Origin of the sequence: Actinophytocola xanthii (assembly GCF_001921205.1) — a bacterium.
In the GTDB taxonomy this organism is placed as follows: Bacteria; Actinomycetota; Actinomycetes; order Mycobacteriales; family Pseudonocardiaceae; genus Actinophytocola; species Actinophytocola xanthii.
This window is the reverse complement of sequence record NZ_MSIE01000032.1, coordinates 60,286-83,206: the sequence shown is the minus strand read 5'-3', so window position 1 is coordinate 83,206 and position 22,921 is coordinate 60,286. Positions and strand designations below refer to the sequence as shown.

General features: G+C 73.6%; 26 protein-coding genes. 8 read left to right on the top strand and 18 right to left on the bottom strand.

Going from position 1 to position 22,921, the window contains the following annotated elements:
* Positions 1-148 precede the first annotated feature (148 nt).
* Complete coding sequence (locus BU204_RS18470; RefSeq protein ID WP_075126934.1) at positions 149-937, top strand: SDR family oxidoreductase; 789 nt, start codon at positions 149-151, stop codon at positions 935-937.
* Positions 934-2,001 (top strand): NAD(P)H-dependent amine dehydrogenase family protein, encoded by a 1,068-nt coding sequence (locus BU204_RS18465; protein ID WP_075126933.1) that lies wholly within the window; start codon positions 934-936, stop codon positions 1,999-2,001. The genes BU204_RS18470 and BU204_RS18465 overlap by 4 nt, the downstream gene beginning before the upstream one ends.
* Before the next feature lie 21 nt (positions 2,002-2,022).
* Here BU204_RS18465 and lgt read toward each other — a convergent pair whose 3' ends face one another.
* The 6 genes from lgt to BU204_RS18435 form a co-directional block, all read right to left on the bottom strand.
* Positions 2,023-3,249 carry a prolipoprotein diacylglyceryl transferase gene (gene lgt, locus BU204_RS18460; RefSeq protein WP_083661420.1) on the bottom strand — a complete coding sequence of 409 codons (1,227 nt, stop codon included), beginning with the start codon at positions 3,247-3,249 and terminating at the stop codon, positions 2,023-2,025.
* Positions 3,250-3,300: 51 nt separating this feature from the next.
* The gene (gene trpA, locus BU204_RS18455; protein WP_075126932.1) at positions 3,301-4,089 is read right to left on the bottom strand and encodes a tryptophan synthase subunit alpha; all 789 of its coding nucleotides are present in this window, start codon (positions 4,087-4,089) and stop codon (positions 3,301-3,303) included.
* Complete coding sequence (gene trpB, locus BU204_RS18450) at positions 4,089-5,360, bottom strand: tryptophan synthase subunit beta (RefSeq protein ID WP_075126931.1); 1,272 nt, start codon at positions 5,358-5,360, stop codon at positions 4,089-4,091. Before trpB ends, trpA begins: the two co-directional genes overlap by 1 nt.
* On the bottom strand, positions 5,357-6,166 hold the full coding sequence (gene trpC / locus BU204_RS18445) for an indole-3-glycerol phosphate synthase TrpC (RefSeq protein ID WP_075126930.1): 810 nt from the start codon (positions 6,164-6,166) through the stop codon (positions 5,357-5,359). The genes trpB and trpC overlap by 4 nt, the downstream gene beginning before the upstream one ends.
* A 193-nt stretch (positions 6,167-6,359) precedes the next feature.
* Entirely contained in the window at positions 6,360-6,839 is a 480-nt protein-coding gene (locus tag BU204_RS18440) for a Trp biosynthesis-associated membrane protein (RefSeq protein ID WP_075126929.1), read from the bottom strand.
* Entirely contained in the window at positions 6,832-8,379 is a 1,548-nt protein-coding gene (locus tag BU204_RS18435) for an anthranilate synthase component I (protein ID WP_075126928.1), read from the bottom strand. Before BU204_RS18435 ends, BU204_RS18440 begins: the two co-directional genes overlap by 8 nt.
* Positions 8,380-8,491: 112 nt before the next feature.
* Here BU204_RS18435 and BU204_RS18430 point away from each other — a divergent pair, with 112 nt between their 5' ends.
* On the top strand, positions 8,492-9,106 hold the full coding sequence (locus BU204_RS18430; RefSeq protein ID WP_233160399.1) for a TetR/AcrR family transcriptional regulator: 615 nt from the start codon (positions 8,492-8,494) through the stop codon (positions 9,104-9,106).
* Here the strand turns inward: BU204_RS18430 and hisI are convergent.
* Together hisI and hisF are read right to left on the bottom strand one after the other, a co-directional pair.
* Positions 9,099-9,440 (bottom strand): phosphoribosyl-AMP cyclohydrolase, encoded by a 342-nt coding sequence (hisI, locus tag BU204_RS18425; RefSeq protein ID WP_075126926.1) that lies wholly within the window; start codon positions 9,438-9,440, stop codon positions 9,099-9,101. The two genes, BU204_RS18430 and hisI, sit on opposite strands and share 8 nt — an antisense overlap.
* The gene (hisF, locus tag BU204_RS18420; protein WP_075126925.1) at positions 9,437-10,198 is read right to left on the bottom strand and encodes an imidazole glycerol phosphate synthase subunit HisF; all 762 of its coding nucleotides are present in this window, start codon (positions 10,196-10,198) and stop codon (positions 9,437-9,439) included. The genes hisI and hisF overlap by 4 nt, the downstream gene beginning before the upstream one ends.
* A 79-nt stretch (positions 10,199-10,277) precedes the next feature.
* Between hisF and BU204_RS18415 the strand changes: the two genes are divergently transcribed.
* The 3 genes from BU204_RS18415 to BU204_RS18405 are packed head-to-tail and all read left to right on the top strand — an operon-like array spanning position 10,278 to position 12,165.
* Positions 10,278-11,000 carry an ABC transporter ATP-binding protein gene (locus tag BU204_RS18415; protein WP_075126924.1) on the top strand — a complete coding sequence of 241 codons (723 nt, stop codon included), beginning with the start codon at positions 10,278-10,280 and terminating at the stop codon, positions 10,998-11,000.
* Complete coding sequence (locus BU204_RS18410; protein ID WP_075126923.1) at positions 10,997-11,731, top strand: ABC transporter permease; 735 nt, start codon at positions 10,997-10,999, stop codon at positions 11,729-11,731. The genes BU204_RS18415 and BU204_RS18410 overlap by 4 nt, the downstream gene beginning before the upstream one ends.
* A gap of 53 nt (positions 11,732-11,784) precedes the next feature.
* A complete protein-coding gene (locus BU204_RS18405; protein ID WP_075126922.1) occupies positions 11,785-12,165 on the top strand; it encodes a PPOX class F420-dependent oxidoreductase in 381 nt (126 codons plus the stop codon).
* On the opposite strand, the gene priA is transcribed toward BU204_RS18405, so the two are convergent.
* From priA to BU204_RS18385, 4 genes are read right to left on the bottom strand one after another with little or no spacing between them, the layout of a single operon-like run.
* Positions 12,152-12,892: a bifunctional 1-(5-phosphoribosyl)-5-((5-phosphoribosylamino)methylideneamino)imidazole-4-carboxamide isomerase/phosphoribosylanthranilate isomerase PriA gene (gene priA / locus BU204_RS18400; RefSeq protein ID WP_075126921.1), complete on the bottom strand. Its 741-nt coding sequence runs from the start codon at positions 12,890-12,892 to the stop codon at positions 12,152-12,154. The two genes, BU204_RS18405 and priA, sit on opposite strands and share 14 nt — an antisense overlap.
* A 42-nt stretch (positions 12,893-12,934) precedes the next feature.
* Positions 12,935-13,567, bottom strand: a complete 633-nt coding sequence (gene hisH, locus BU204_RS18395; protein ID WP_075126920.1) for an imidazole glycerol phosphate synthase subunit HisH — start codon at positions 13,565-13,567, stop codon at positions 12,935-12,937.
* Between the two features lie 35 nt (positions 13,568-13,602).
* The gene (locus BU204_RS18390; protein ID WP_075126919.1) at positions 13,603-14,511 is read right to left on the bottom strand and encodes a transketolase family protein; all 909 of its coding nucleotides are present in this window, start codon (positions 14,509-14,511) and stop codon (positions 13,603-13,605) included.
* Positions 14,508-15,185, bottom strand: a complete 678-nt coding sequence (locus BU204_RS18385; protein WP_075126918.1) for a thiamine pyrophosphate-dependent enzyme — start codon at positions 15,183-15,185, stop codon at positions 14,508-14,510. Before BU204_RS18385 ends, BU204_RS18390 begins: the two co-directional genes overlap by 4 nt.
* An 83-nt stretch (positions 15,186-15,268) precedes the next feature.
* Here BU204_RS18385 and soxR point away from each other — a divergent pair, with 83 nt between their 5' ends.
* Positions 15,269-15,733: a redox-sensitive transcriptional activator SoxR gene (gene soxR / locus BU204_RS18380; protein ID WP_075126917.1), complete on the top strand. Its 465-nt coding sequence runs from the start codon at positions 15,269-15,271 to the stop codon at positions 15,731-15,733.
* On the opposite strand, the gene BU204_RS40790 is transcribed toward soxR, so the two are convergent.
* From BU204_RS40790 to BU204_RS18355, 6 genes are all read right to left on the bottom strand, one after another.
* Positions 15,726-15,884, bottom strand: coding sequence for a hypothetical protein (locus BU204_RS40790; protein WP_198942911.1), 159 nt, complete (start codon positions 15,882-15,884; stop codon positions 15,726-15,728). The genes soxR and BU204_RS40790 overlap by 8 nt on opposite strands.
* An 18-nt stretch (positions 15,885-15,902) precedes the next feature.
* Complete coding sequence (hisB, locus tag BU204_RS18375; protein ID WP_075126916.1) at positions 15,903-16,502, bottom strand: imidazoleglycerol-phosphate dehydratase HisB; 600 nt, start codon at positions 16,500-16,502, stop codon at positions 15,903-15,905.
* Positions 16,499-17,596: a histidinol-phosphate transaminase gene (locus tag BU204_RS18370; protein WP_075126915.1), complete on the bottom strand. Its 1,098-nt coding sequence runs from the start codon at positions 17,594-17,596 to the stop codon at positions 16,499-16,501. The genes hisB and BU204_RS18370 overlap by 4 nt, the downstream gene beginning before the upstream one ends.
* Complete coding sequence (hisD, locus tag BU204_RS18365) at positions 17,593-18,915, bottom strand: histidinol dehydrogenase (protein ID WP_075126914.1); 1,323 nt, start codon at positions 18,913-18,915, stop codon at positions 17,593-17,595. Before hisD ends, BU204_RS18370 begins: the two co-directional genes overlap by 4 nt.
* Positions 18,916-19,313: 398 nt before the next feature.
* Positions 19,314-20,504: an aminotransferase class V-fold PLP-dependent enzyme gene (locus BU204_RS18360; protein ID WP_075126974.1), complete on the bottom strand. Its 1,191-nt coding sequence runs from the start codon at positions 20,502-20,504 to the stop codon at positions 19,314-19,316.
* On the bottom strand, positions 20,501-22,051 hold the full coding sequence (locus tag BU204_RS18355) for an ABC transporter substrate-binding protein (protein WP_075126913.1): 1,551 nt from the start codon (positions 22,049-22,051) through the stop codon (positions 20,501-20,503). Before BU204_RS18355 ends, BU204_RS18360 begins: the two co-directional genes overlap by 4 nt.
* 78 nt (positions 22,052-22,129) lie before the next feature.
* Between BU204_RS18355 and BU204_RS18350 the strand changes: the two genes are divergently transcribed.
* Positions 22,130-22,921 (top strand): carbon-nitrogen hydrolase family protein, encoded by a 792-nt coding sequence (locus tag BU204_RS18350; protein ID WP_075126912.1) that lies wholly within the window; start codon positions 22,130-22,132, stop codon positions 22,919-22,921.

Genomic DNA, 22,921 nt, shown 5'->3' with positions numbered 1-22,921 from the left:
CCGCGCCGCCGCGGTCGATGGAGCAGGTAGCGGCTCCGGCCCCTAGACTCCGGCGGGCATGGCCGGCCCCAAACGGGCATGTCCGCCGGACCCATCCCGGACAGTCGAAGGCGATCTCCGTATCGGTAGAACGTGTTACAGTTCCGCCGTGATCCTGGACCGGTTCCTGCTCACCGACCGCGTAGCGGTGGTGACCGGGGCCGGACGTGGCATCGGCGCCGCCACGGCTGTGGCGCTCGCCGAGGCGGGGGCCGACGTGGTGGTCTCGGCCCGGACCAAGGACGACCTCGACGCGGTCGCCGAGCGGGTCTCCGCGGTCGGGCGCCGGGCGCACGTGGTCGCCGCCGACCTGTCCGACCCGGACACCGTCGCCGGGCTCGCGGAAACCGCCCGCGAGGCGTTCGGGCGGCTGGACGTCGTGGTCAACAACCTGGGTGGGACCTACCCGCGGCCACTGCTCGACACCAGCACCGAGTTCCTCGAGCAGGCGTTCCGCTTCAACGTCTCCACCGCGCACGCGCTCACCCGCGCCGCCGCGCCGGTGATGCTCGCGGGCGACGGCGGCGCGGTCGTCACCATCTCCTCCATCATGGGCCGGGTCAGCGGGCGGGGGTTCCTCGCCTACGGCACGGCCAAGGCCGCACTGGCCCAGCTCACCCGGCTCGCCGCCTACGACCTGGCGCCGAGGATCCGCGTGAACGGGGTCGCGGTCGGCTCGGTGGCGACCTCGGCACTGGACCTCGTCCTCGACAACGACGAGGTGCGCGGGCGGATGGAGCGGGCCACCCCGCTGCGCCGCATCGGCGAGGCGCAGGACGTCGCCGCGGCCGTGCTGTACCTCGCCTCGCCGGCGGGGGCGTACCTCACCGGCAAGGTGCTCGAGGTCGACGGCGGGTTGCAGGCACCGAACCTCGACCTGGGACTGCCCGACCCATGACCTACCGCGTCGTCCAGTGGAGCACCGGGAACGTGGGCCGCCACGCGATCGCCGGGATCCACGCGCGCCCGGATCTCACGTTGGCGGGAGTGTGGGTGTCCACGCCCGGCAAGGTCGGGCGGGACGCCGGGGAGCTCGCGGGCCTCGGCAGGCCGCTGGGGGTGGCGGCGACCGACGACGGCGAGGCCCTCCTCGCGGCGCGGCCGGACTGCGTGGTCTACACCGCCATGGCCGACCACCGGATCACCGAGGCGCTCGCCGACCTGGAGCGCATCCTCCGGGCCGGAGTCAACGTGGTGGCCAGCGGACCGGTGTTCCTCCAGTACCCCACCGGCGTGCTGCCCGAGGAGCTGATCGACCCGCTGCGCCGCTCCGCGGCCGAGGGCGGCGCCTCGCTGTGGGTGAACGGGATCGACCCCGGGTTCGCCAACGACTGGCTCCCGCTCGTGCTGACCTCGGTGTGCCAACGCGTCGACCAGGTCCGCTGCCTCGAGATCCTCGACTACTCGACCTACGACAACCGCACGGTCCTCGTCGACATCATGGGGTTCGGCCGCCCGATGGACGAGACGCCGACGTTGCTCGGGCCCGGCGTGCTCACCCTCGCCTGGGGCAGCGTCGTGCACCAGCTCGCCGCCGGGCTCGGCGTCACCCTCGACGAGGTCGAGCAGGAGTACACCCGCCTGCCGGCCCCGGAGACGTTCGAGATCCCGGCCGGCACCATCGAGGCCGGCACCGCCGCCGCGCTGCGGTTCGAGGTGCGCGGGCTCGTCCGGGGACGGCCGGTGTGCGTCCTGGAGCACGTGACCCGCCTGCGGCCGGACCTCGGGGCCGACTGGCCCCAGCCCGGCGGGCAGGGCGGCTACCGGGTCGAGATCACCGGGGAGCCCAGCTGCATGCTGGACCTGCGGCTGCTCTCCGCCGAGGGCGACCACAACACGGCCGGGCTGAAAGCCACCGCGATGCGCCTGGTGAACGCCGTACCGGCGGTGGTCGCGGCGGCGCCGGGGCTGCTCACCGCGCTGGACCTGCCGCTGGTGACCGGGCGGGGCCTCGTCCCCTGACCGGCCGGACGCGACCGGCGGTCAGGATTCCTTGCGGCTTGGCTCGGCGGCGTCGCCCGGGACGGCGTCCTCGCCGGGCGTCGTCCCGTTGGCATCGGCCGGCGTCTTCGCGCGGGTCGCGCCGGCCGTCACCGGCTCGGCCTCGGACTCGGCCTTGAGATCGGCCTTGGGATCGGCCTTGGACTCAGCCTTGGACTCGGACGCGGCCTTGGCCGTGGATGCGGGTGCCGCGTCCTTGGCCGGCTCGTCCTTGGCCTTCTCCGACGTCGCGTCCTCGTCGTCGGACGGCTCGCGCTCGGCGTCCTCGTCCCGCGCGTCGTCGGTGTCCGTGTCGGCCGGCTTCTCGGCGGCGTCGGTGTCCTCGGGGGACGGGGCGGTGCCCTGGATGGCCGCCAGGTCCTCGCGCGGCCCGCGCCGCTTGGCCAGGACCAGGTACACGATCGCACCGACGAAGACCAGGATCGACACCCAGACGTTGACCCGGAGGCCGCCCACCATCGTCGCCTCGTCGGTGCGCATCAGCTCGATCCAGGTGCGACCAAGCGTGTACCCGGCCACGTACACGGCGAACGCGCGGCCGTGGCCGAGCCGGAACCGCCGGTCAGCCCACACGACGAGCGCGGCCACCGCGAGGTTCCACAGCAGCTCGTAGAGGAACGTCGGGTGCACCACCTGCTCGGGGATGTGGTTGACCGCCACCCCGTTGAGGTTGTCCACCGCGCCGTTCTCGTTAACCCGCCGGTAGATCTCCAGGCCCCACGGCAGGTCGGTCGGCCCGCCGTAGAGCTCCTGGTTGAAGTAGTTGCCCAGCCGGCCGATGGCCTGGGCGGTGACGATGCCCGGCGCCGCCGCGTCACCGAACGCCGGCAGCGGCACCTTCTTCACCCGGCACCCGATCCACGCGCCGACCGCGCCGAGCGCGATGGCACCCCAGATGCCGAGGCCGCCATCCCAGATGCGCAGGGCGTCAAGCGGGTTGCGGCCCTCACCGAAGTACCGGTGGTAGTCCGTCGCCACGTGGTAGAGCCGGCCGCCGACCAGGCCGAACGGCACCGCGAACACCGCGATGTCGATGATCGTGCCCGGTGTGCCGCCGCGTGCGGCCCACCGCCGCTCGGTCCACCAGATCGCCACGACGATGCCGGCGATGATGCACAGGGCGTACGCCCGGATCGGGATGGGTCCGAGCTCCCACACACCGCGGTCAGGGCTGGGGATGTTCGCCAGGTACAGGGCGGGCGTGCTCATCACGGCGCCCACGGTAACGGCTCTCACTTACGTCCGGTGTCCGACCCCGCCTCAGCGCGCGGGCGCGGGCGCCCGGACCCCCTCGGCGAGCTCCTCGGCGAGGGCGCGGACCGCGGTCACGTCCTCCGCCCGCGAGACGAACGCCGACCCGACCACGACGCCGTCGGCGAAGCCGGCGACCTCCGCCGCCTGCTCCCCCGAACGCACGCCGAGGCCCACGGCGATCGGCAGGTCGGTGTGCTCACGCGCCCGGGCCACCAGGCCCTCCGCCGAGCTGCCCACCTGGTCCCGCGCACCGGTCACGCCCATGACCGCCGTCGCGTACAGGAAACCCGTCGTCGCGGCCGTGGTCAGCGCGAGCCGCTCCGGCGAGGAGGACGGCGCGACCAGGAAGATCCGGTCCAGGTCGTGCTCCTCCGCGGCGGCCAGCCAGTCGGCGCCCTGGTCCGGGATCAGGTCCGGCGTGATCAGCCCGAGGCCCCCGGCGGCGGCCAGGTCGCGGGCGAACCGGTCGACGCCGTACCGGTGCACGGGGTTCCAGTAGGTCATCACGACGGCGTGTCCGCCGGCCGCGGCCACCCGCTCCACCACCGTGAACAGGTCCCGGAGCCGGAACCCGCCGCGCAGCGCCCGGTCGGCGGCGGCCTGGATGGTCGGCCCGTCCATCACCGGGTCGGAGTAGGGCACGCCCACCTCGACGATGTCGCAACCGGAGTCGATCATGGTGGTCAGCAGCTCGGCGGAGCCGTCGACGGTCGGGTACCCGGCCGGCAGGTAGCCGATCAGCGCCGCCCGCCCCTGCTCACGGGTGTGGGCGAACACCGGGTCGAGGCGTCCCATCAACTCTCCATGAAGCCGAAGTACGTGGCCGCGGTGTCCATGTCCTTGTCCCCCCGCCCGGACAGGCACACCACGATCAGCCCGTCCGGTCCCAGCTCCCGACCCAGCCGCAGGGTGCCGGCGAGCGCGTGCGAGGACTCGATCGCCGGGATGATGCCCTCGGTCCGCGACAGCAGCTGGAACGCCTCCATCGCCTCGGCGTCGGTAACCGAGTGGTACTCGGCGCGGCCGGTGTCCTTGAGCCAGGCGTGCTCGGGGCCGACGCCGGGGTAGTCCAGCCCGGCCGAGATCGAGTAGGCCTCGACGGTCTGCCCGTCCTCGTCCTGCAACAGGTAGGACAGCGCGCCGTGCAGCATGCCGGGGGTGCCCTCGCTGAGCGTGGCGCCGTGCTCGCCGGACTCGATGCCGTGGCCGCCGGGCTCGTAGCCGACCAGCCGGACACCGGGATCGTTGATGAAGCCGTGGAACATGCCGATGGCGTTGGACCCGCCGCCGACGCAGGCGGTGACCGCGTCCGGCAGCCGGCCGGCCTTCTCCAGGACCTGGGCGCGGGCCTCCTGGCCGATGACCTTGTGGAAGTTGCGCACCATCATCGGGAACGGGTGCCCGCCGGCCGCCGTGCCCAGCAGGTAGTGGGTGGTCTCGACGTTGGTGACCCAGTCACGCAGCGCCTCGTTGATGGCGTCCTTGAGCGTGCGCGACCCGGTGCGCACCGGGATCACCTCCGCGCCGAGCAGGCGCATCCTGGCCACGTTGAGCTTCTGCCGCTCGGTGTCGACCTCGCCCATGTAGACGACGCACTCGAGGCCCATCAGCGCGCACGCGGTCGCGGTGGCCACCCCGTGCTGGCCCGCGCCGGTCTCGGCGATGACCCGCTTCTTGCCCATCCGCTTGGTGAGCAGCGCCTGGCCAAGCACGTTGTTGATCTTGTGCGAGCCGGTGTGGTTGAGGTCCTCGCGCTTGAGGAAGATCCGGGCGCCGCCGGCGTGCTCGGCGAACCGGGGCGCCTCGGTGAGCAGCGAGGGCCGGCCGGCGTAGTCGCGCAGCAGCCGGTTGAGCTCGTCGACGAAGTCCGGGTCGAGTCGGGCCTTCTCGTAGACGGTCGCGAGCTCGTCCATCGCGCCGATCAGGGCCTCGGGGAGGAAGCGGCCGCCGTAGGGGCCGAAGTGGCCGCGGGCGTCCGGGTCGTGCCGGTCCGGCTCGTGCTCGCTGCCGGGCTCGACCTCCGTCGGCTCGGCGGAGCGGACCCGGCCGTCCTCCGGCGAGGTCACCGGCTCGGCCTCGGGCAGGCGGGGTGTGAGCCGGCCGTGACCAGCTGGACCACCGCCGCCTTGGGGTCCGGGCTCGCCACCAGGCTCTCGCCGACCAGCACGGCGTCGGCGCCGGCCCCGGCGTGGGTCATCAGGTCGCCGGGGCCGCGGATGCCCGATTCCGCGATCTTGATGACCTCGAACGGCAGCCCGGGCGCGAGCCGGCCGAAGACCTCGCGGTCCACCTCGAGGGTGTGCAGGTCGCGGGCGTTGATGCCGATCACGGTCGCGCCGGCCTCCAGCGCGCGGTCGGCCTCCTCGGCGGTGTGCACCTCGACCAGCGCGGTCATGCCGAGGGACTCGACCCGGTCGAGCAGCGAGACCAACGCGTTCTGCTCCAGCGCGGCCACGATCAGCAGCACCAGGTCGGCGCCGTGCATCCGGGCCTCGTGCACCTGGTACGGGCTGACCACGAAGTCCTTGCGGAGCAACGGAACGTCGACCGCCGCGCGGACCGCGTCGAAGTCGGCGAGCGAGCCGCCGAAGCGCCGCTCCTCGGTGAGCACGCTGATCACCCGTGCGCCGGCGTCGGCGTAGTCCTTGGCCAGCGCGGCCGGGTCGCTGATCGCCGCCAGGTCACCCTTGGAGGGGCTGCGCCGCTTCACCTCGGCGATCACCCCGATGCCGGAGCCGCGCAGCGCGGCCATCGCGTCCCTGGGCGGCGTCGCCTTCACGGCCCGCTCCTTCACCACGTCGAACGGGAGCGCCGCCTCCCGCTTGGCGAGGTCCGCCCGCACACCCTCGATGATCGACTCGAGCACGCTCACGACAGGTCCTCGCTGGCTCGGTCGTGAGGCTGACGGACTCCCAGGTCCGACTCGCCGGCGTCGGTCGGTCGAGGCGCGAGCGCCACTTCCGATGTGTCGCAGGTGCTACCAGTCACCAGCCTTGCCCCTTCCCGCCACAGGGATGCTAACCCCGCACCGGGCGAGGACCCCGTACCGGGTCCGTGCTCGGTGTTCATCCGTCGGTCACTCCCCGGCGTTCGTCCTCGCTCCCGCCCACCGTGGGGTCCCGCCCCTGCGACAGCCCGTCCCACAGGTCCTTGTCCGGGTCGCCGGAGCCGCCGGCGGGCGCGACCGCCCGGTAGCGCGCCCCGAGCGTGGGCAGCTCCCCGGCCCACCGGACCACCAGCGCACCGGCCAGGACCAGCAGGACGGCACCCAGCAGCGCCGTCCACCGGCCGATCCCGGCGCCGGGCGAGCCCAGCGCCTGCCAGCCGGCGAGCAGGCCGGCGAGGACGACCACCACCCCGACCACCCGGCGCGCCCAGCCGCCGACCGCGACCACGCCACCGGCGCCGGCCAGGGCGAGGAGCGCGAGCCCGGTGCCCGAGCCGGGACCGCCGTCCAGTCGCGTCGCGCCCCACAGCGCGGCGGCGGCGCCGAGCAGCAGGACCACGACCATCCACAGTGGACGTCGAGGGGTGGGCTCAGTCATCGGACTGGCCGGCCGCGCGCATGGTCTGCGCGGTGGCGATCGCGACCAGTACGGCGCTGGCCTTGTTCACGCACTCGGTGTCCTCCGCGACCGGGTCGGAGTCGGCCACGATCCCCGCCCCGGCCTGGACGTAGGCGGTCCCGGCGCGGATCAGGGCGGTCCGGATGGCGATCGCGGTGTCCGCGTTGCCGGCGAAGTCGAGGTAGCCGACCACGCCCCCGTAGAGGCCGCGCCTGGTCGGTTCGAGCTCCTCGATGAGCTCCATCGCCCTGGGCTTGGGCGCTCCGGACAGCGTGCCCGCCGGGAAGCAGGCCGCGACCGCGTCGAAGGCCGTCCGCCCGTCGTCGAGCGCCCCGGTGACCGTTGACACGATGTGCATCACGTGGCTGTAGCGCTCGACCCGGAAGAAGTCGACGACGTGCACGCTGCCCGGCCGGCAGACCCGACCCAGGTCGTTGCGGCCGAGATCGACCAGCATGACGTGCTCGGCACGCTCCTTGTCGTCGTGGAGCATGTCCTTCTCGAGGATGGCGTCCTCCTCCGGGTCCATGCCCCGCCACCGGGTTCCCGCGATCGGGTGAGTCGTGGCCACGCCGTCGCGGACGGTGACCAGCGCCTCCGGGCTCGAGCCGACGATGTCGAACCCGTCGAGGCGCAGCAGGTACATGTACGGGCTGGGGTTCGTCGCGCGCAGGACGCGGTAGACGTCGAGCGGGTCGGCGTCGGTGGCGATCTCGAACCGCTGGGAGAGGACGACCTGGAAGCACTCCCCGGCACGGATGGCCTCCTTCGCCGCGCGCACCGCCGCGGTGTAGTCGGCCTGGTCGCGCCGGCGCAGGTAGTCCGGCCGGGGGCGGTCGAACACGGCGACCGTGGGCGGGGTGGGCCGGGTGAGCCGCTCGGTCATCCGGTCCAGCCGCTCGATCGCGGCGTCGTAGGCGGCGTCGACCCGTTCGGGGCTGTCGTCCCAGTTCACCGCGTTCGAGATGAGGGTGACGGTGCCCTCGTGGTGGTCGAGCGCGGCGAGGTCGGTGGCGAGCAGCATGGCCAGCTCGGGCAGCTCCAGGTCGTCCTCGGTCAACTCGGGGAGGCGCTCGAGACGGCGGACCGCGTCGTAGCCGATGTAGCCGACCATGCCCCCGGTCAGCGGCGGGAGGCCGGGCAGCTGCTCGGTGCGGAGGATCTCGACGGTCTCGCGCAGCGCCGCGAGCGGGTCGCCGGTCTCGGGGAGCCCGACCGGCCGCGTGCCCGCCCAGTGCGCGCGCCCGTCGCGCTCGGTGAGCACGGCCGTGCTGTGCACCCCGACGAACGACCAGCGCGACCAGGAGCGCCCGTTCTCGGCCGACTCGAGCAGAAACGTGTTCGGCCGGCCCTGGGCGAGCTTGCGGTAGACCCCGACCGGCGTCTCCCCGTCGGCGAGCAGCCGGCGTACGACGGGGATGACCCGGTGGTCCGCGGCCAGCCGGTGGAACTCCTCACGGGTCGGCCCCACCTCCCCCAGCCCGCGCCGGACGCCCTCGGACCCCATGACACTGACCATGCGCCCATTGTCCCGTGCCACCGCGGCCATCCCGCGAGTCCCCCGCCGGCGGGCGCGCCGAGGAAGATCCACCGCCCGGCGGCCGGGGACGCCGATGCCGCATGATGAAGGGGTGAGCAAGGGTGCGAGGCAGGACGCCCCCCGGCGCCGAGGACGGCGTCCGGGTGGGACGGACACCCGGGCCGCGCTGGTCGACGCGGCTCGGGCCGTGTTCATCGAGCAGGGCTACGACGGCGCCACGGTCCGGGCCATCGCCGCGCGGGCCGAGGTCGACGCGGCCATGGTCAACCACTGGTTCGGCGGCAAGGAGGGACTGTTCGCCGAGGCCGTGCTCAAGCTCCCGTTCAACCCGCAGGACGTGGTCGAGCGGCTGCTCGCCGGGGACGTGACCGACCTCGGCCAGCGGATCGTCCGCACCTTCCTCACCGTCTGGGACACCACCGGCGGCGGCGTGTTCGCCGCCCTCATGCGCAGCATCACCAGCCACGAGCTGGCCGCGAACACGCTGCGGGACTTCCTGGTCAAGAACATCGTCGAGCGGGTGCTGTCCCCGCTGGTCGACGACGACCTGGACTTCCGGGCGACGCTGGTCGCCTCGCAGCTGGTCGGGATGGGCATGGTCCGCTACGTCGTGCGGTTCGAGCCGTTCGCCTCCGCCGACATCGACACGGTGGTGGTCGCGGTCGCGCCGACGCTGCAGCGCTACATCACCGGCACGGTCAGGTGAGCAGGACGTCGCGGTCGAAGCAGGTCGCCGCCCCCGTGTGACATGCGGCACCCTCCTGGTCGACGACGAGCAGCACGGTGTCGCCGTCGCAGTCCAACCGGACCTCGTGCACGTACTGGGTGTGCCCGGAGGTCTCGCCCTTGACCCAGAGCCGCCCGCGGCTGCGCGAGTAGTAGGTGGCCTCGCGGGTGGTGAGGGTCCGGTGCAGCGCCTCGTCGTCCATCCAGGCGACCATCAGCACCTCGCCGGTGCCGCGCCGCTGGGCGACCGCGCAGACCAGTCCGTCGGCGTTGCGCTTGAGCCGGTCCGCGATCTTCGGGTCCAAAGTGGTCATCGGACCTCGACTCCTCGCTGCCGCAGGGCGTCCTTGACCTCGCCGATCCGCAGCTGTCCGAAGTGGAACACACTCGCGGCGAGCACCGCGTCCGCGCCGGCGGCCACCGCGGGCGGGAAGTGCTCCGGCGCGCCCGCTCCCCCGCTGGCCACCAGCGGCACGTCCACGGCGGCCCGCACCAGCCTGATCAGCTCGAGGTCGAACCCGGCCTTCGTGCCGTCGGCGTCCATCGAGTTCAGCAGGATCTCGCCGACACCCAGCTCCTGGCCGCGGGCGGCCCACTCGACGGCGTCGATGCCCGTGCCCTTCCGCCCGCCGTGGGTGGTGACCTCGAACCCGGACGGCGTGCCGGGCGCGCGCCGGGCGTCCACCGAGAGCACGACGCACTGCGCACCGAACCGCCGCGAGCACTCCTCGAGCAGCTCCGGGCGCAGGATCGCCGCGGTGTTGATCGAGACCTTGTCCGCCCCGGCCCGCAGCAGACGGTCCACATCGGAGGCCGCGCGGACGCCGCCGCCGACCGTCAGCGGGATGAACACCTGCTCCGCGGTCCGGCGCACCACCTCGAAGGTCGTCTCCCGGGCGTGCGAGGACGCGGTGACGTCCAGGAAGGTCAGCTCGTCGGCCCCCTCGGCGTCGTAGGCCGCGGCCAGCTCGACCGGGTCGCCCGCGTCCACGAGGTCGGTGAAGTTGACACCCTTCACCACCCGCCCTGCGTCGACGTCCAGGCAGGGGATGACACGCACCGCGACCGACATGCGCCGGAGGATACTGCCGCCCCACCCCAGGTCCGGCGACCGCTTGACGGAGAAACTCAACAAGCGTAGAAATTAGGCCATGACCAGTGACGCCGTCGTCGTCGAGGGGCTGCGCGTGCGGCGCGGGGCCCGCGAGGTGTTGCACGGGGTGGACCTCGCCGTCCCGCGCGGGTCGGTCACCGGGCTGGTCGGCCCGTCCGGCTGTGGCAAGACCACGCTCATGCGCTCGATCGTCGGCGTGCAGGTCGTGGCCGGCGGCCGGGTCACGGTGCTCGGCGAGCCCGCCGGCAGCCCGGTTCTGCGCGGGCGGATCGGCTACGCCACCCAGAACCCGGCGGTGTACGCGGACCTCACCGTGCGCGAGAGCCTGCGGTACTTCGCCGCGATCCTGCGCGCCCCGCGGGAGGACGTGAACCGGGTGATCGAGGAGGTCGGGCTCGGCAGCCACGCCGACCACCTGGTCGGCCGGCTCTCCGGCGGCCAGCTCAACCGCGCCAGCCTGGCCGTCGCCCTGCTCGGCGCCCCGGAGCTGCTCGTGCTCGACGAGCCAACGGTCGGGCTGGACCCGCTGCTGCGCGACGAGCTGTGGGCGATGTTCCACCGCCTGGTCGAGCGGGGGGCCACCCTCGTCGTCTCCAGCCACGTGATGGACGAGGCCGCCCGCTGCGACCGCCTGCTGCTGATGCGCGACGGCCACATCCTCGCCGACGACACCCCGGCCGCCCTCCGCACGAGAACCGCCACCGACGACCTCGAACAGGCCTTCCTCACCCTCGTCCGCGAACGGCAGGTCACCTCATGAGCGCGGCGTTGACGCTGGCGACCTCGCGGCGGATCCTCACCCAGCTGCGCCACGACCACCGCACGGTGGCGATGATGGTGCTGCTGCCGTCGCTGCTGCTGGTCCTGCTCCGGTACGTGTTCGACGACCAGCGGGCCTTCGGGGCGGCCGCGCCGGCCCTGCTCGCGGTCTTCCCGTTCGCGATCATGTTCATCGTCACCTCGATCACCACGCTGCGCGAGCGCACCACGGCGACGCTCGAACGCCTGATGACGCTGCCGATCGGCAAGCTCGACCTGCTCGGCGGCTACGCGATCGCGTTCGGGCTGGTGGCGGTCGCCCAGGTGCTGGTCGCGACCGGCATCTCGCTGTCCTGGCTCGGCCTGGAGATCGAGGGGTCGGTCTGGCTGCTCGTGGTGATCGCGGCGCTCGACGCGCTGCTCGGCACCGCGCTCGGCCTGCTCGCGAGCGCCTTCGCCCGCACCGAGTTCCAGGCCGTCCAGTTCATGCCGGCGGTCGTGATGCCCCAGATCCTGCTCTGCGGGCTGTTCGCCCCGCGCGAGTCGATGACCCCGGTCCTGGAGTGGCTGTCGCACCTGATGCCGCTGTCCTACGCGGTCGACGCGCTCGACCAGGTCACCCGGTCCAGTGCGGTGGACGGGACCCTGGTGCGCAACCTCCTGGTCGTCGCGGCCTGCGTGGTGGCGGCCCTGGTCCTCGGCGCGGCGACGTTGCGCCGCCGCACCGCCTGACCGGCGCACCGCGCTGAGAGGCCTCACAGCGGCCGGTGGGTACCGTCGGGCGCATGACCTCCGAGATCGACCGCCTGAGCCGCAGCAGCTACCTGCTGGTCACGACGTTCCGCCGGGACGGGACGCCGGTGCCGACCCCGGTGTGGGTCGGCCGCGACGGCGACGAGCTCATCGTCTGGACGCAGACCGCGGCCGGCAAGGTCAAGCGGATCCGCAACAACCCGGTCGTCGAGGTGGCCGAGTGCGACCTGCGGGGCCGGCCGAAGGGCACGCCGGTCAAGGGCACCGCGCGGATCCTGGACGCGGAGGGCACCGAACACGGACGACGCGTGCTCAAGCGCAAGTACGGGATCAGCGGCCGGGTCGTGATCGGCACGAGCAAGCGGTTCCGCGGCGCCGACGGCACGGTGTGCCTGGCGATCAGCCTCGGCTGACCCGCGCGAGGGCCTCGGGCAGGGTGAACGCCCCGGCGTAGAGGGCCTTGCCGATGATCGTGCCCTCGACACCGAGCGGCGCGAGCTCGGCCAGCGCGGTCAGGTCGTCCAGGCTGGACACCCCGCCGGAGGCGACGACGGGTGCCTTCGAGCGGGCGCAGACCTCCCGCAGCAGCTCCAGGTTCGGCCCCCTGAGGGTGCCGTCCTTGGTGACGTCGGTGACGACGTAGCGCGAGCAGCCGTCCCGCTCGAGCCGCTCCAGCACCTCCCAGAGCGAGCCGCCGTCGCTGGTCCACCCGCGGGCGGCCAGGCGGTGCTCCCCGGCCTCGTCGATCCGCACGTCCAGGCCCACGGCCACCCGCTCGCCGAACTCGCCGACGACCCTGGCGCACCACTCGGGGTGCTCGAGCGCGGCGGTGCCGAGGTTGACCCTGGCGCAGCCGGTGGCCAGCGCCGCGGCCAGCGAGTCGTCGTCGCGGATCCCGCCGGACAGCTCGACCCGCACGTCCAGCCGGCCGACGATCTCCGCGAGCCGCTCCCGGTTGTCCCCGGTGCCGAAGGCCGCGTCGAGGTCGACCAGGTGGATCCACTCCGCGCCGTCCCGCTGCCAGGCCAACGCAGCGTCCCACGGGTCGCCGTACCCGGTCTCGGTGCCGGAGCGGCCCTGGAGCAGGCGTACGGCCTTGCCGTCGCGGACGTCGACCGCGGGGAGAAGCGTGAAGGTCACGGTGGCAGCGTATCGACCGGCCGCCGCGCCGACCGCCAGCGGTCAGGTGAGGCTCTTGACCCAGTTCGTCAGGAGGTGGGCGCCGGCGTCGCCGGACTTCTCCGGGTGGAACTGGGTGGCCGCCAGCGCGCCGTTCTCGGCCGCGGCCACGAAGTCGCCGCCGTGCTCGGCCCAGGTGACGAGGGGCTCGGGCAGCGGCGGCTGGGCGGCGAGCTCCCAGGACTGCGCGGCGTAGGAGTGGACGAAGTAGAACCGGGCGTCCGCGCCCAGCCCGTCGAACAGCACCGACCCGGCCGGCGCGCGCACCGTGTTCCATCCCATGTGCGGCACGATCTCCGCCTGGAGCCGGTCGACCGTCCCCGGCCACTGCCCGCAGCCGTCGGTCTCCACACCGTGCTCGATGCCCCGCTCGAACAGGATCTGCATGCCCACGCAGACGCCCAGCACCGGACGCCCACCGGCCAGCCGCTGGCCGATGACCCGCTCCCCCTGGACCGAGCGCAGCCCCGCCATGCACGCGGCGAACGCGCCGACCCCGGGCACCACGAGGCCGTCGCACTCGAGTGCCGCCCGGTGGTCGGCGGTGACCTCGACCTCCGCGCCGACGCGGCGCAGCGCCCGCTCGGCCGATCGCAGGTTGCCCGATCCGTAGTCCAGTACGACGACTCGTGTCACGCCTCCAGGCTACGAGATGTCGGGCGGCCGGGCGGTCAGCCGGTCAGCGCCCGCACCGCGGCGGCGATCCCCGCGGCGTCCAGGCCGTGCACGGCGTCGTGGTCGGCCGCCGTGCCGTACGCGCGGACCTCGACGTCGCGCCGCACCCCGAGTGCCCGCAGCCGGTGCGGCACGTCGGCGAGCGCCTCGGCGACCTCGTGCGCGGACGTGCCGGCCAGGTAGGGCTCGACCAGCACGACCTCGGGGCCGGCCGCGGCGACGGCGGCCCGCAGGCCGGCCCGGTCGAACGGGCGCACCGTGCTCGCGTAGAGCACCGTGACGTCGAGTCCGGCCACGGCCTCCAGCACGGCGTCCAGGGTCGGCCCGACGGCCAGGACGACCCCGCCGCGGCCCGGGCGGACCAGGGTGAACCCGCCGGTCGGATGGGCCTCCCGGTTGCGCCGGGAGGACAGCCTCAGGTAGACCCGGTCGTCCCCGGCCAGCGCCGCCCGCAGCAGCGGCTCGACCTCGTCGGGGTGGCCGGGAACGTGGACGGTCCAGCCGGGCAGCGTGTCCAGCAGCGCCACGTCGCCCGGTCCCTGGTGGGTGCGGCCCCACACCGGGTCGTCGTAGGAGCCGCCGATGGAGGCCAGCACCGCCCCCACGTCCTGGTGCCCCAGGTCGAGCTTGAGCTGCTCGAACGGGCGCTCCACGAGGAACGGCGTGTAGCTGTGCACGACCGGGCGCATGCCGGTGAGCGCGAGCCCGCCGGCGACACCGATCATCGCCTGCTCCCGGATCCCCACGTTGATCACCCGGTCCGGGTGGCGGGCCCTGGCCGCGGCGAACGCCGCCGCGGAGATGTCGGCGGTCACCACCGCGATCCGCGGGTCGCGGTCCAGTGCGGCCGAGACGGTGTCGACGAACACCTCGCGCATGAGCCTGTCGGTGTCCTGGCTGGTCATCCCCACTCCCCCGGGTCGATCACGGCGACCACGGCCGACGGGCGGCCGGGGTGCTCCGCGGTGAACGCGCGGTACAGCGCGTCGTGGTCACGGCCGTCGACGGTGGCGGTGTGCCAGCCCTCGACGGCGAACCGACCGGCGATGCCGCCGGGCCAGCCCAGGCTCGCCGAGCCGTTGTCGACGACGACAGCGGTCAGCCGGTCCAGCCCGAGCCGCGCGGCGAGCGCGATCGACTCGTGGTTGCTGCCCTCGTCCAGCTCCCCGTCGCCGAGCAGCACCACAACCCGGCTCTGGCGCCGCTGGGCCCGCAGTCCGAGCGCGGTCCCGACGCCCAGTCCCAGACCGTGGCCGAGCGAGCCCGAGCCGATCTCGGCACCGGGCACCAGAACCCGGTCGGGGTGCTGGCCGAGGGGGGACCCGAACTCGGTCCAGGTGCCCAACAGGTCCGGGTCCAGGAAGCCCTTCGCCGCGAGTACGGCGTAGAAGGCCATCGGCCCGTGGCCCTTGGACAGCAGGAACCGGTCCCGGTCCGGGTCGTCGACCGTGGCCGGTCGAACGTCGAGCACCCGGTCGTAGAGCACCCACAGAACGTCTACAGTGGACGCGGCGGCCCACTCGTGCTTCTCGTCGCCGGTCATCCGCTCGAAGAGACCGGCCAGTTCTCGTGTGGCCATGACCCGAGGGTGCAACCTCGAGTTCGGTCGAGGTCAAGCCAGCCTTGCTCTACCTTGGTCGAGGTTGCCGGTAGGGTCGTGGTGTGTCCAAACTGCCGGACGTACTCACGATCGGTGAGGTGGCCAGGCGCAGCGGCGTCCCCCACACCGCACTGCGGTTCTACGAGGAACGGGGCCTGATCACCTCGGAGCGGACCGTGGGCAACCAGCGGAAGTACTCACGTGCGGTGCTGCGCCGGCTGGCGTTCATCCGCACCGCCCAGCGCGTCGGCCTGACCCTGGAGGAGATCGGCGACGCGCTGGCCACGCTGCCGGAGGGCCGGACGCCGACCAAGGCCGACTGGGCCAGGCTCTCCCAACGCTGGCAGCACGAGCTCGACGCGCGGATCGACGCGATGCAACGACTGCGCGACCGGCTCACCGCGTGCATCGGATGCGGGTGCCTGTCGCTGAAGTCGTGCCACCTGAACAACAAGGACGACGTGATGGCCGTCTTCGGGCCGGGCGCGCCCCGGCTGCGCGCCGCCTCCGAGGGCGGGATCAGCTGACCAGCCACACCACCGCGCCGCCGATCGCGAGCAACGCCGCCGCCCCCAGCAGCACGGCGAGGCCCCGGGCGGTCCGGTAGGTCGAGTAGACCCCGCCGAGCAGGAACCCCGCGAGCGCCAGCAGACCGATGACGACCACTTCCTTGGACACGGCGCGAGCCTAGAGCAACTAGAGCACACCCTTCGTGCTGGGGACGCCGGTGAGCCGCGGGTCGGCCTCGGACGCGGCACGCAGGGCCCGGGCCAGCGCCTTGTACTGCGCCTCCGTGATGTGGTGCGGGTCGCGGCCGTGCAGCACGCGCAGGTGCAGGGCGATCCGCGCGTGGAAGGCCAGCGACTCGAACACGTGCCGGTTGAGCACGGTCGGGTAGTTGCCGCCGACCGTGAACCCGGTCATCACCTCGGGCTCGCCCAGGTGGACACAGTACGGCCGGCCGGACACGTCCACCGCGGCGTGCGCGAGCGTCTCGTCCATCGGGACCCAGGCGTCGCCGAAGCGGCGGATGCCCTGCTTGTCGCCCAGGGCCGCGCCGAGTGCCTGGCCGAGCACGATCGCGGTGTCCTCGACGGTGTGGTGGGCGTCGATCTCGACGTCGCCGGTGGCCCGCACCGACAGGTCGAACGCGCCGTGCACCCCGAACGAGGTGAGCATGTGGTCGAAGAACGGCACCCCGGTGGAGACGTCCACCTTGCCGGCCCCGTCGAGGTCGATCTCGACGGTCACCGACGACTCCCTGGTGGTCCGCTCGATCCTGCCGACCCGGTTCACCTGACGATCTCCTTACTGGCGGCGAGGAACGTGTCGTTCTCGTCGGGGGTGCCGATGGTGACGCGGAGGTGCTCCGGAATGCCGACATCGCGGATCAGCACCCCCTGGTCCAGGTAGGACCGCCAGGTGGCCCGCGCGTCGGCGAACCGGCCGAACAGCACGAAGTTGGCGTCGCTCGGGACGACGTCGAAACCCAGGTCCCGCAGGGACTCCACGACCCGCTCGCGTTCGGCGGACAGGGCGTGCACCGAGCGCAGGGTCTCCTCGGCGTGGCGCAGCGCCGCCCGCGCGGCCGCCTGGGTGAGCACCGACAGGTGGTAGGGCAGCCGGACCAGCTGCAACGCGTCCACCACCGCCGGGGCCGCGGCGAGGTAGCCCAGCCGGCCGCCGGCGAAGGCGAAGGCCTTGCTCATCGTCCGGGACACGATCAGCTTGGCCGGGAACTCCTCGAGCAGGCCGACCGCGCTGGGCCGCGAGGAGAACTCGACGTAGGCCTCGTCGACGACGACGAGACCCGGCGCGGCGGCCACCAGCTCGCGCAGCTCCGGCAGCGGGATCGACCCGCCGGTGGGGTTGTTCGGGCTGGTGAGGAACGCGACGTCGGGGGCGCGCTCGGCGAGTACGGCGGCGGCACGGGGCGTGTCGAGGCTGAAGTCCGGCCGCCGCGGTGTCCGGACCCACTCGGTGCGGGTACCGGCGGCGATGATCGGGTGCATCGAGTACGACGGCTCGAAGCCCAGCGCCGTGCGGCCCGGCCCGCCGAACGCCTGCAGGAGCTGCTGCAGGATCTCGTTGGACCCGTTCGCCGCCCACACGTTGCCCACCTCGAGCGGCACGCCGGAGGAGGCGGTGAGGTACCGCGCGAGGTCCGCCCGCAGCTCGGTCGCGTCGCGGTCGGGGTAGCGGTGCAGTGCGGCCGCCGCCTCGGCCACCGCCGCGCTCACGTCGGCGACCAGTGCCGCCGGCGGCGGGTAGGGGTTCTCGTTGGTGTTCAGCCGGGTGTGGACGTCGAGCTGCGGAGCGCCGTACGGGGTGCCGCCACGGAGGTCCTCCCGCAGCGGCAGGTCGTCCAGGCCGATGCCGTCGCCGATCACCCGGCGCCCCCGAAGCGGGCGGTGACGGCCTGCCCGTGCGCCGGGAGGTCCTCGGCCTCGGCGAGGGCGACGACGTGCGGTGCCACGGCCTCCAGCGCCTCGCGGGTGTAGTCGACGACGTGGATGCCGCGCAGGAACGTCTGCACCGAGAGCCCGGACGAGTGCCGGGCACAGCCACCGGTGGGCAGCACGTGGTTGGAGCCGGCGCAGTAGTCGCCGAGCGACACCGGGCTGTGCGGCCCGACGAAGATCGCGCCCGCCGAGCGGACCCTGGCCGCCACCGCCGAGGCGTCCGCGGTCTGCACCTCGAGGTGCTCGGCGCCGTAGGCGTCCACGACGGTCAACCCGTCCTCCACAGAGGACACCAGGACGCAGCCGGACTGCTTGCCGCGCAAGGCGGTGGTGATGCGCTCGCGGTGCCGGGTGCGCTCGACCTGAGCGACGAGCTCGGCGTCCACCGCGTCGGCCAGCTCGGCCGAGTCGGTCACCAGCACGCTCGCGGCGAGCGTGTCGTGCTCGGCCTGGCTGATCAGGTCCGCCGCAACGTGCACCGGGTCGGCCGTGGCGTCGGCGAGGATCGCGATCTCGGTCGGACCGGCCTCGGAGTCGATGCCGACCAACCCGCGCAGCAGACGCTTGGCGGCGGTCAGGTACACGTTGCCGGGGCCGGTGACCATGTCCACCGGCTCGAGCTCGGCGCCGTCGGTGTCGGTCCCCCCGTACGCCAGCAGCGCCACGGCCTGCGCGCCGCCCACCGCCCACACCTCGCCGACGCCCAGCAACGCCGCGGCGGCGAGGATCGTCGGGTGCGGCAGGCCGCCGAACTCCGCCTGCGGCGGCGAACAGACCACCAGCGACTCGACGCCGGCGGTCTGGGCCGGGACGACGTTCATCACCACGCTCGACGGGTAGACCGCGAGGCCGCCCGGCGCGTAGAGGCCGACCCGGCGCACCGGGACCCACCGCTCGGTCACCGTGCCACCCGCCACGACCTGCGTCGTGACGTCGGTGCGGCGCTGGTCGGCGTGCACCGCGCGGGCCCGGCGGACCGACTCCTCCAGCGCGTCGCGCACCGCCGGGTCGAGCCGGTCCAACGCCTCCTTCAGCGCGTCCTCGGGCACCCGGACACTCGCCGGGCGCACCCGGTCGAACCGCTCGGTGTGGTCGAGCACGGCCGGCACCCCACGGTCGCGGACGTCCTCGACGATCGGGCGGACCCGGTTCAGCACCGCGTCCACGTCGGTCTCGGCGCGTGGGAGCATGGCGCGCAGGGCGGCCGGCGAGGGAACTCGACCACGCAGGTCGGTGCGGCTGAGCATCGGCTTCCTCTGGCTCGTGCTGGCGACGGACCTCCAGGGTAAGCGGTGGGGCGAGCCCGCCGAACGGCCTACCACCTTCGTCGTGCACACGGGTGGCGCCACCCGTTCCCGCTAGGGCACGTCCGCACAGCCCTCGATCGCGGTCTTCGCGCCCAGTTCGCCGCTGGCGGCGTTGTCGGACAGGCCGAGTACGACCCGGTACGAGGCCTGCCCTCCGCCTTGCCAGCGACGACCTGGATCACGAAGCCCATCGACCAGGACTGTGCGGACGCGCCCTAGGGCCAATGCCGGTCGCTTAAGCCGACGCAAGATCAACTCCGCGATCGGCGAGCAGCGAAAACAGGCACGTTCAAGACCAATAAGGGGCCTTCCGGGCAGCTAAACGACCGGCATTGGCCCTAGGGCACGTCCTCAGACACGCGCTCCACCGCCGCGACCGCCTCGTCGAGCTGGTCGAGCGTGAGGAAGTAGTGCGGCGAGGCACGCACGAGCTCGGGCAGGCCGCGCCGGGTCATGTCGTGGCGGGTCGAGCTCGCCCCGGTGACCGTGACCGTCACGCCGTGGTCGGCCAGCTCGTCCCGGACCTGCCGGGGCGAGCGGCCCTCGACGGTGAAGCTGACGATGCCGCACCGGGTCGTGCCGAGGTCGTGCACGGTCACGCCGGGGACCGCGGCCAGGCCGGCCCGGAGCCGCTGGGCCCGCTCGCCCACGGCGGCGGCGATGGCCTCGAGCCCCAGCTCGACGGCGTAGCGGACCGCCGCCAGCAGGCCCAGCCGGTCGGCCGTGCTCGTCTCCCACAGCTCGAACACCCTGGCGTCGGTCCGCAGCTCGTAGCGCTCCGGCGCCGACCACGTGCCGGAGTGCAGATCCACCAGCCGGGGCCGCAGCCGCGGCAGCACCGCCCGGCGCACCACCAGGAACCCGGTGCCGCGGGGGCCGCGCAGCCACTTGCGGCCGGTCCCGCTGAGCATGTCGACACCCAGCTCCGCCGCGTACACGGGGAGCTGGCCGACCGACTGGCAGGCGTCGAGCAGCACCAGCGCGCCGACCGAGTGCGCCGCCTCGACCACCTCGGCGACGGGGTTCACCAGCCCGCCGTTGGAGGGCACGTGCACCAGCGACACCAGCGCCACCCGCTCGTCCAGCAGCTCCCGCAGCGCGGCCACGTCCACCTCGCCGGTGGGCGTCGAGGGCACCGTCTCGACCGAGGCGCCGACCTCGGCGGCCCGGTGCAGCAGCGGGATCGCGTTGCCGGCGTACTCGACCTCGGTGACCAGGATCCGGTCGCCGGCCTTCAGCGGCACCGCGTCGAACGCGGCCAGCCAGGACCGGGTGGCGCTGTCGGTGAACGCGACCTCGTCCGGCTCGCAGCCCAGCAGCCGCGCCATCAGCGCGTAGCCGTCCTCCAGCTCGGCCGCGCGCTCGTCGTGCGCGCGGTAGCCGCCGACCTCCGCCTCCCGGCGCAGATGACCGACCACCTCGTCGAGCACCTGGACCGGCGGCAACGAGGACCCGGCGCTGTCCAGGAACACCCCGCGCGGGCAGGCCGGCGTGTCCGCCCGGACGGCGGCGAGGTCGATCGTGCTCATCGGGGTGTCCACTCCTCCAGGTTCCACCACGGCCCCCAGGTCGCGTCCTCGGTCGCCGCGTCGACGACCGGCTCGTAGCCGTCCCAGCTCTCCCGCATCACGTAGGTGTGGTTGAGCGAGGCGATCACCACCATCCCCGGTGCGGCCACGTAGGCCCGCTGCATCCGCCGGTACGCCGTCGCCCGCTGCGCCGGGTCGGTCGCCATCCGCCCGACCCGCAGCGCCTCGTCCACCGTCTCGTTCGCGTAACCGCCGAGCGACCCCGCCTTGGAGTGCAGCACCCGGTACACGCTCAGGTCGGGGTCGAACGGGTCCCCGAAGCCGACCAGGGCCGCGCCGTCGAGGGAGTCGCGGGCCACCGGCGCCAGGTCCACCTGGATCCCGACCGAGCGCGCGTTGGTCGCGAACGCCTCGGCGAGACCGGCCGACACCGCGTCGGAGGCCGGGTAGCGCAGGGTGAACCGGGCAGCCCGGCCGTTGCGGGTCCGCACCCCGTCCGGCCCGGTGACCCAGCCCCTGGACTCCAGCTCGTCCAGCGCGCGGGTGATGTCGTGGTCGAAGTCGGCGCCGGCCTCGACGAACTCGGCGAGCACCGCGGGCATCGGCGTGAAGGCGACCCGTCCCTGCCCGGCGAGCACCTCGGACACCGCCGCCTCGCGGTCCATCGCGTGGTTGAGCGCGAGCCGCACCGCCGGGTCCCCGGTCACCGGGTTCCCCTCGGGCAGCACCACCGCCCGCACGTCGGCCGCGCTGTGCGCGACGACCCGCAGGCCGTCGATGTTGTCGAACTCCGCGGCCAGCTCCGGCGGCAGCGCGACGCCGTCGAGCTTGCCCTCGCGCATGCGCTCCGCGCGGGCCTCGTCGTCCGGCACGAACTCGACGGTGACCTCCTTGATCGCCGGCGCGTCGCCCCAGTAGTCCTCGTTGGCCTTCAGGACCATCCGGGTACCGCGCTGCCAGTCGGCCAGGACGTAGGGCCCGGTGCCGACCGGTGCGGTGTCGTCGCCGGCCGCGTCGCCGGAGACCGACTCGCTGGAGGTGACGCCGAGCACGAGCAGCTCGGGGAACGGCGCGTAGGGCGCGGTCAGCTCGAAGCGGACCACCGCCTTGTCCACCGCGACCACCCGCGCCAGCATGGGGAAGCGCTGCCGCACCGGCGACTCGCGGGCCGGGTCGAGCACGGCCTGGTAGGTGGCGACCACGTCCTGGGCGTCCAGCGGGGTGCCGTCGGAGAAGGTCACGCCGGGGCGCAGCCTGACCGTCCAGGCGCGGCCGTCGGGCGAGGGCTCGGGCAGCTCCGCGGCGAGACCGGGCCGCAGCTCGAGGTCGGCGTCGTGCTCGAGCAGCCCGTCGAAGATCTTGGCCGCGCCGTGCCCGGCGAAGCCGGCGAGTGGGTCCACCGTCCCGGGCTCCTGCGCGACCGCGATCACCAGCGAGGTGCCGTCCGGGTCGCCGGAGGCCGGCGGCACCGGGTCTGCGGTGCACCCGGCGAGCAGCAGCGCGGCAAGGAGCACCGGCACGGCGCGACGGGGGGACACGGTAGACACGGGCACCGACCCTAGCCGGGCCGCCTATCCTCGTGGAGGTGGATCGGCGAACACCGGTCGGCGAGTTCGGGAGGTAGCGTGCGGGTCGCACTGAGCCAGATCACGTCCACCGGGTCACCGGTGGAGAACCTCGGCCTCGTCCGGTCCTCGGTCGAGCGGGCCGCCGGGGAGGGCGCCTCGGTCGTGCTGTTCCCGGAGGCGACGATGGCGTGCTTCGGCACGTCGCTGGCGCCGCTGGCCGAGCCGATCGACGGTCCCTGGGCGACCTCGGTCGCCGAGATCGCCGCCGAGCACGACGTCCTGGTCGTCGCCGGCATGTTCACCCCCTCGCCGGACGGCCGGGTGTTCAACACCCTGCTCGCCACCGGGCGCGGCCAGCACGTCGGCTACGACAAGATCCACCTGTTCGACGCGTTCGGCTTCGCCGAGTCCAGGACCGTCGCCCCCGGTTCGGAACTGGTCACCGTCACGCTCGACGAGGCGGTGCTGGGCCTCGCGACCTGTTACGACATCCGGTTCCCCGAGCTGTTCACCAGGCTCGCCGACCGGGGCGCGTCCGCGGTCCTGCTCGGCGCCTCGTGGGGGGCCGGCCCGGGCAAGCTCGCGCAGTGGGAGCTGCTCGTGCGGGCGCGCGCACTGGACTCGACCTGCTGGGTGGTGGCCTGCGGGCAGGCCGACCCGGCGGCGGGCGGCGGGACAGCCCATGGCAGGGCGCCGACCGGGATCGGGTTCAGCACGGTCGCCGACCCCTCCGGTGAGGTCGCAGCCCAGCTCGGCGCCGACCCGGACCTGCTGCTGGTGGACCTGGACCTCCCCCTCGTCGAGAAGACCCGGGCCGCGATCCCGGTCCTGGCCAACCGCCGCCTCTGA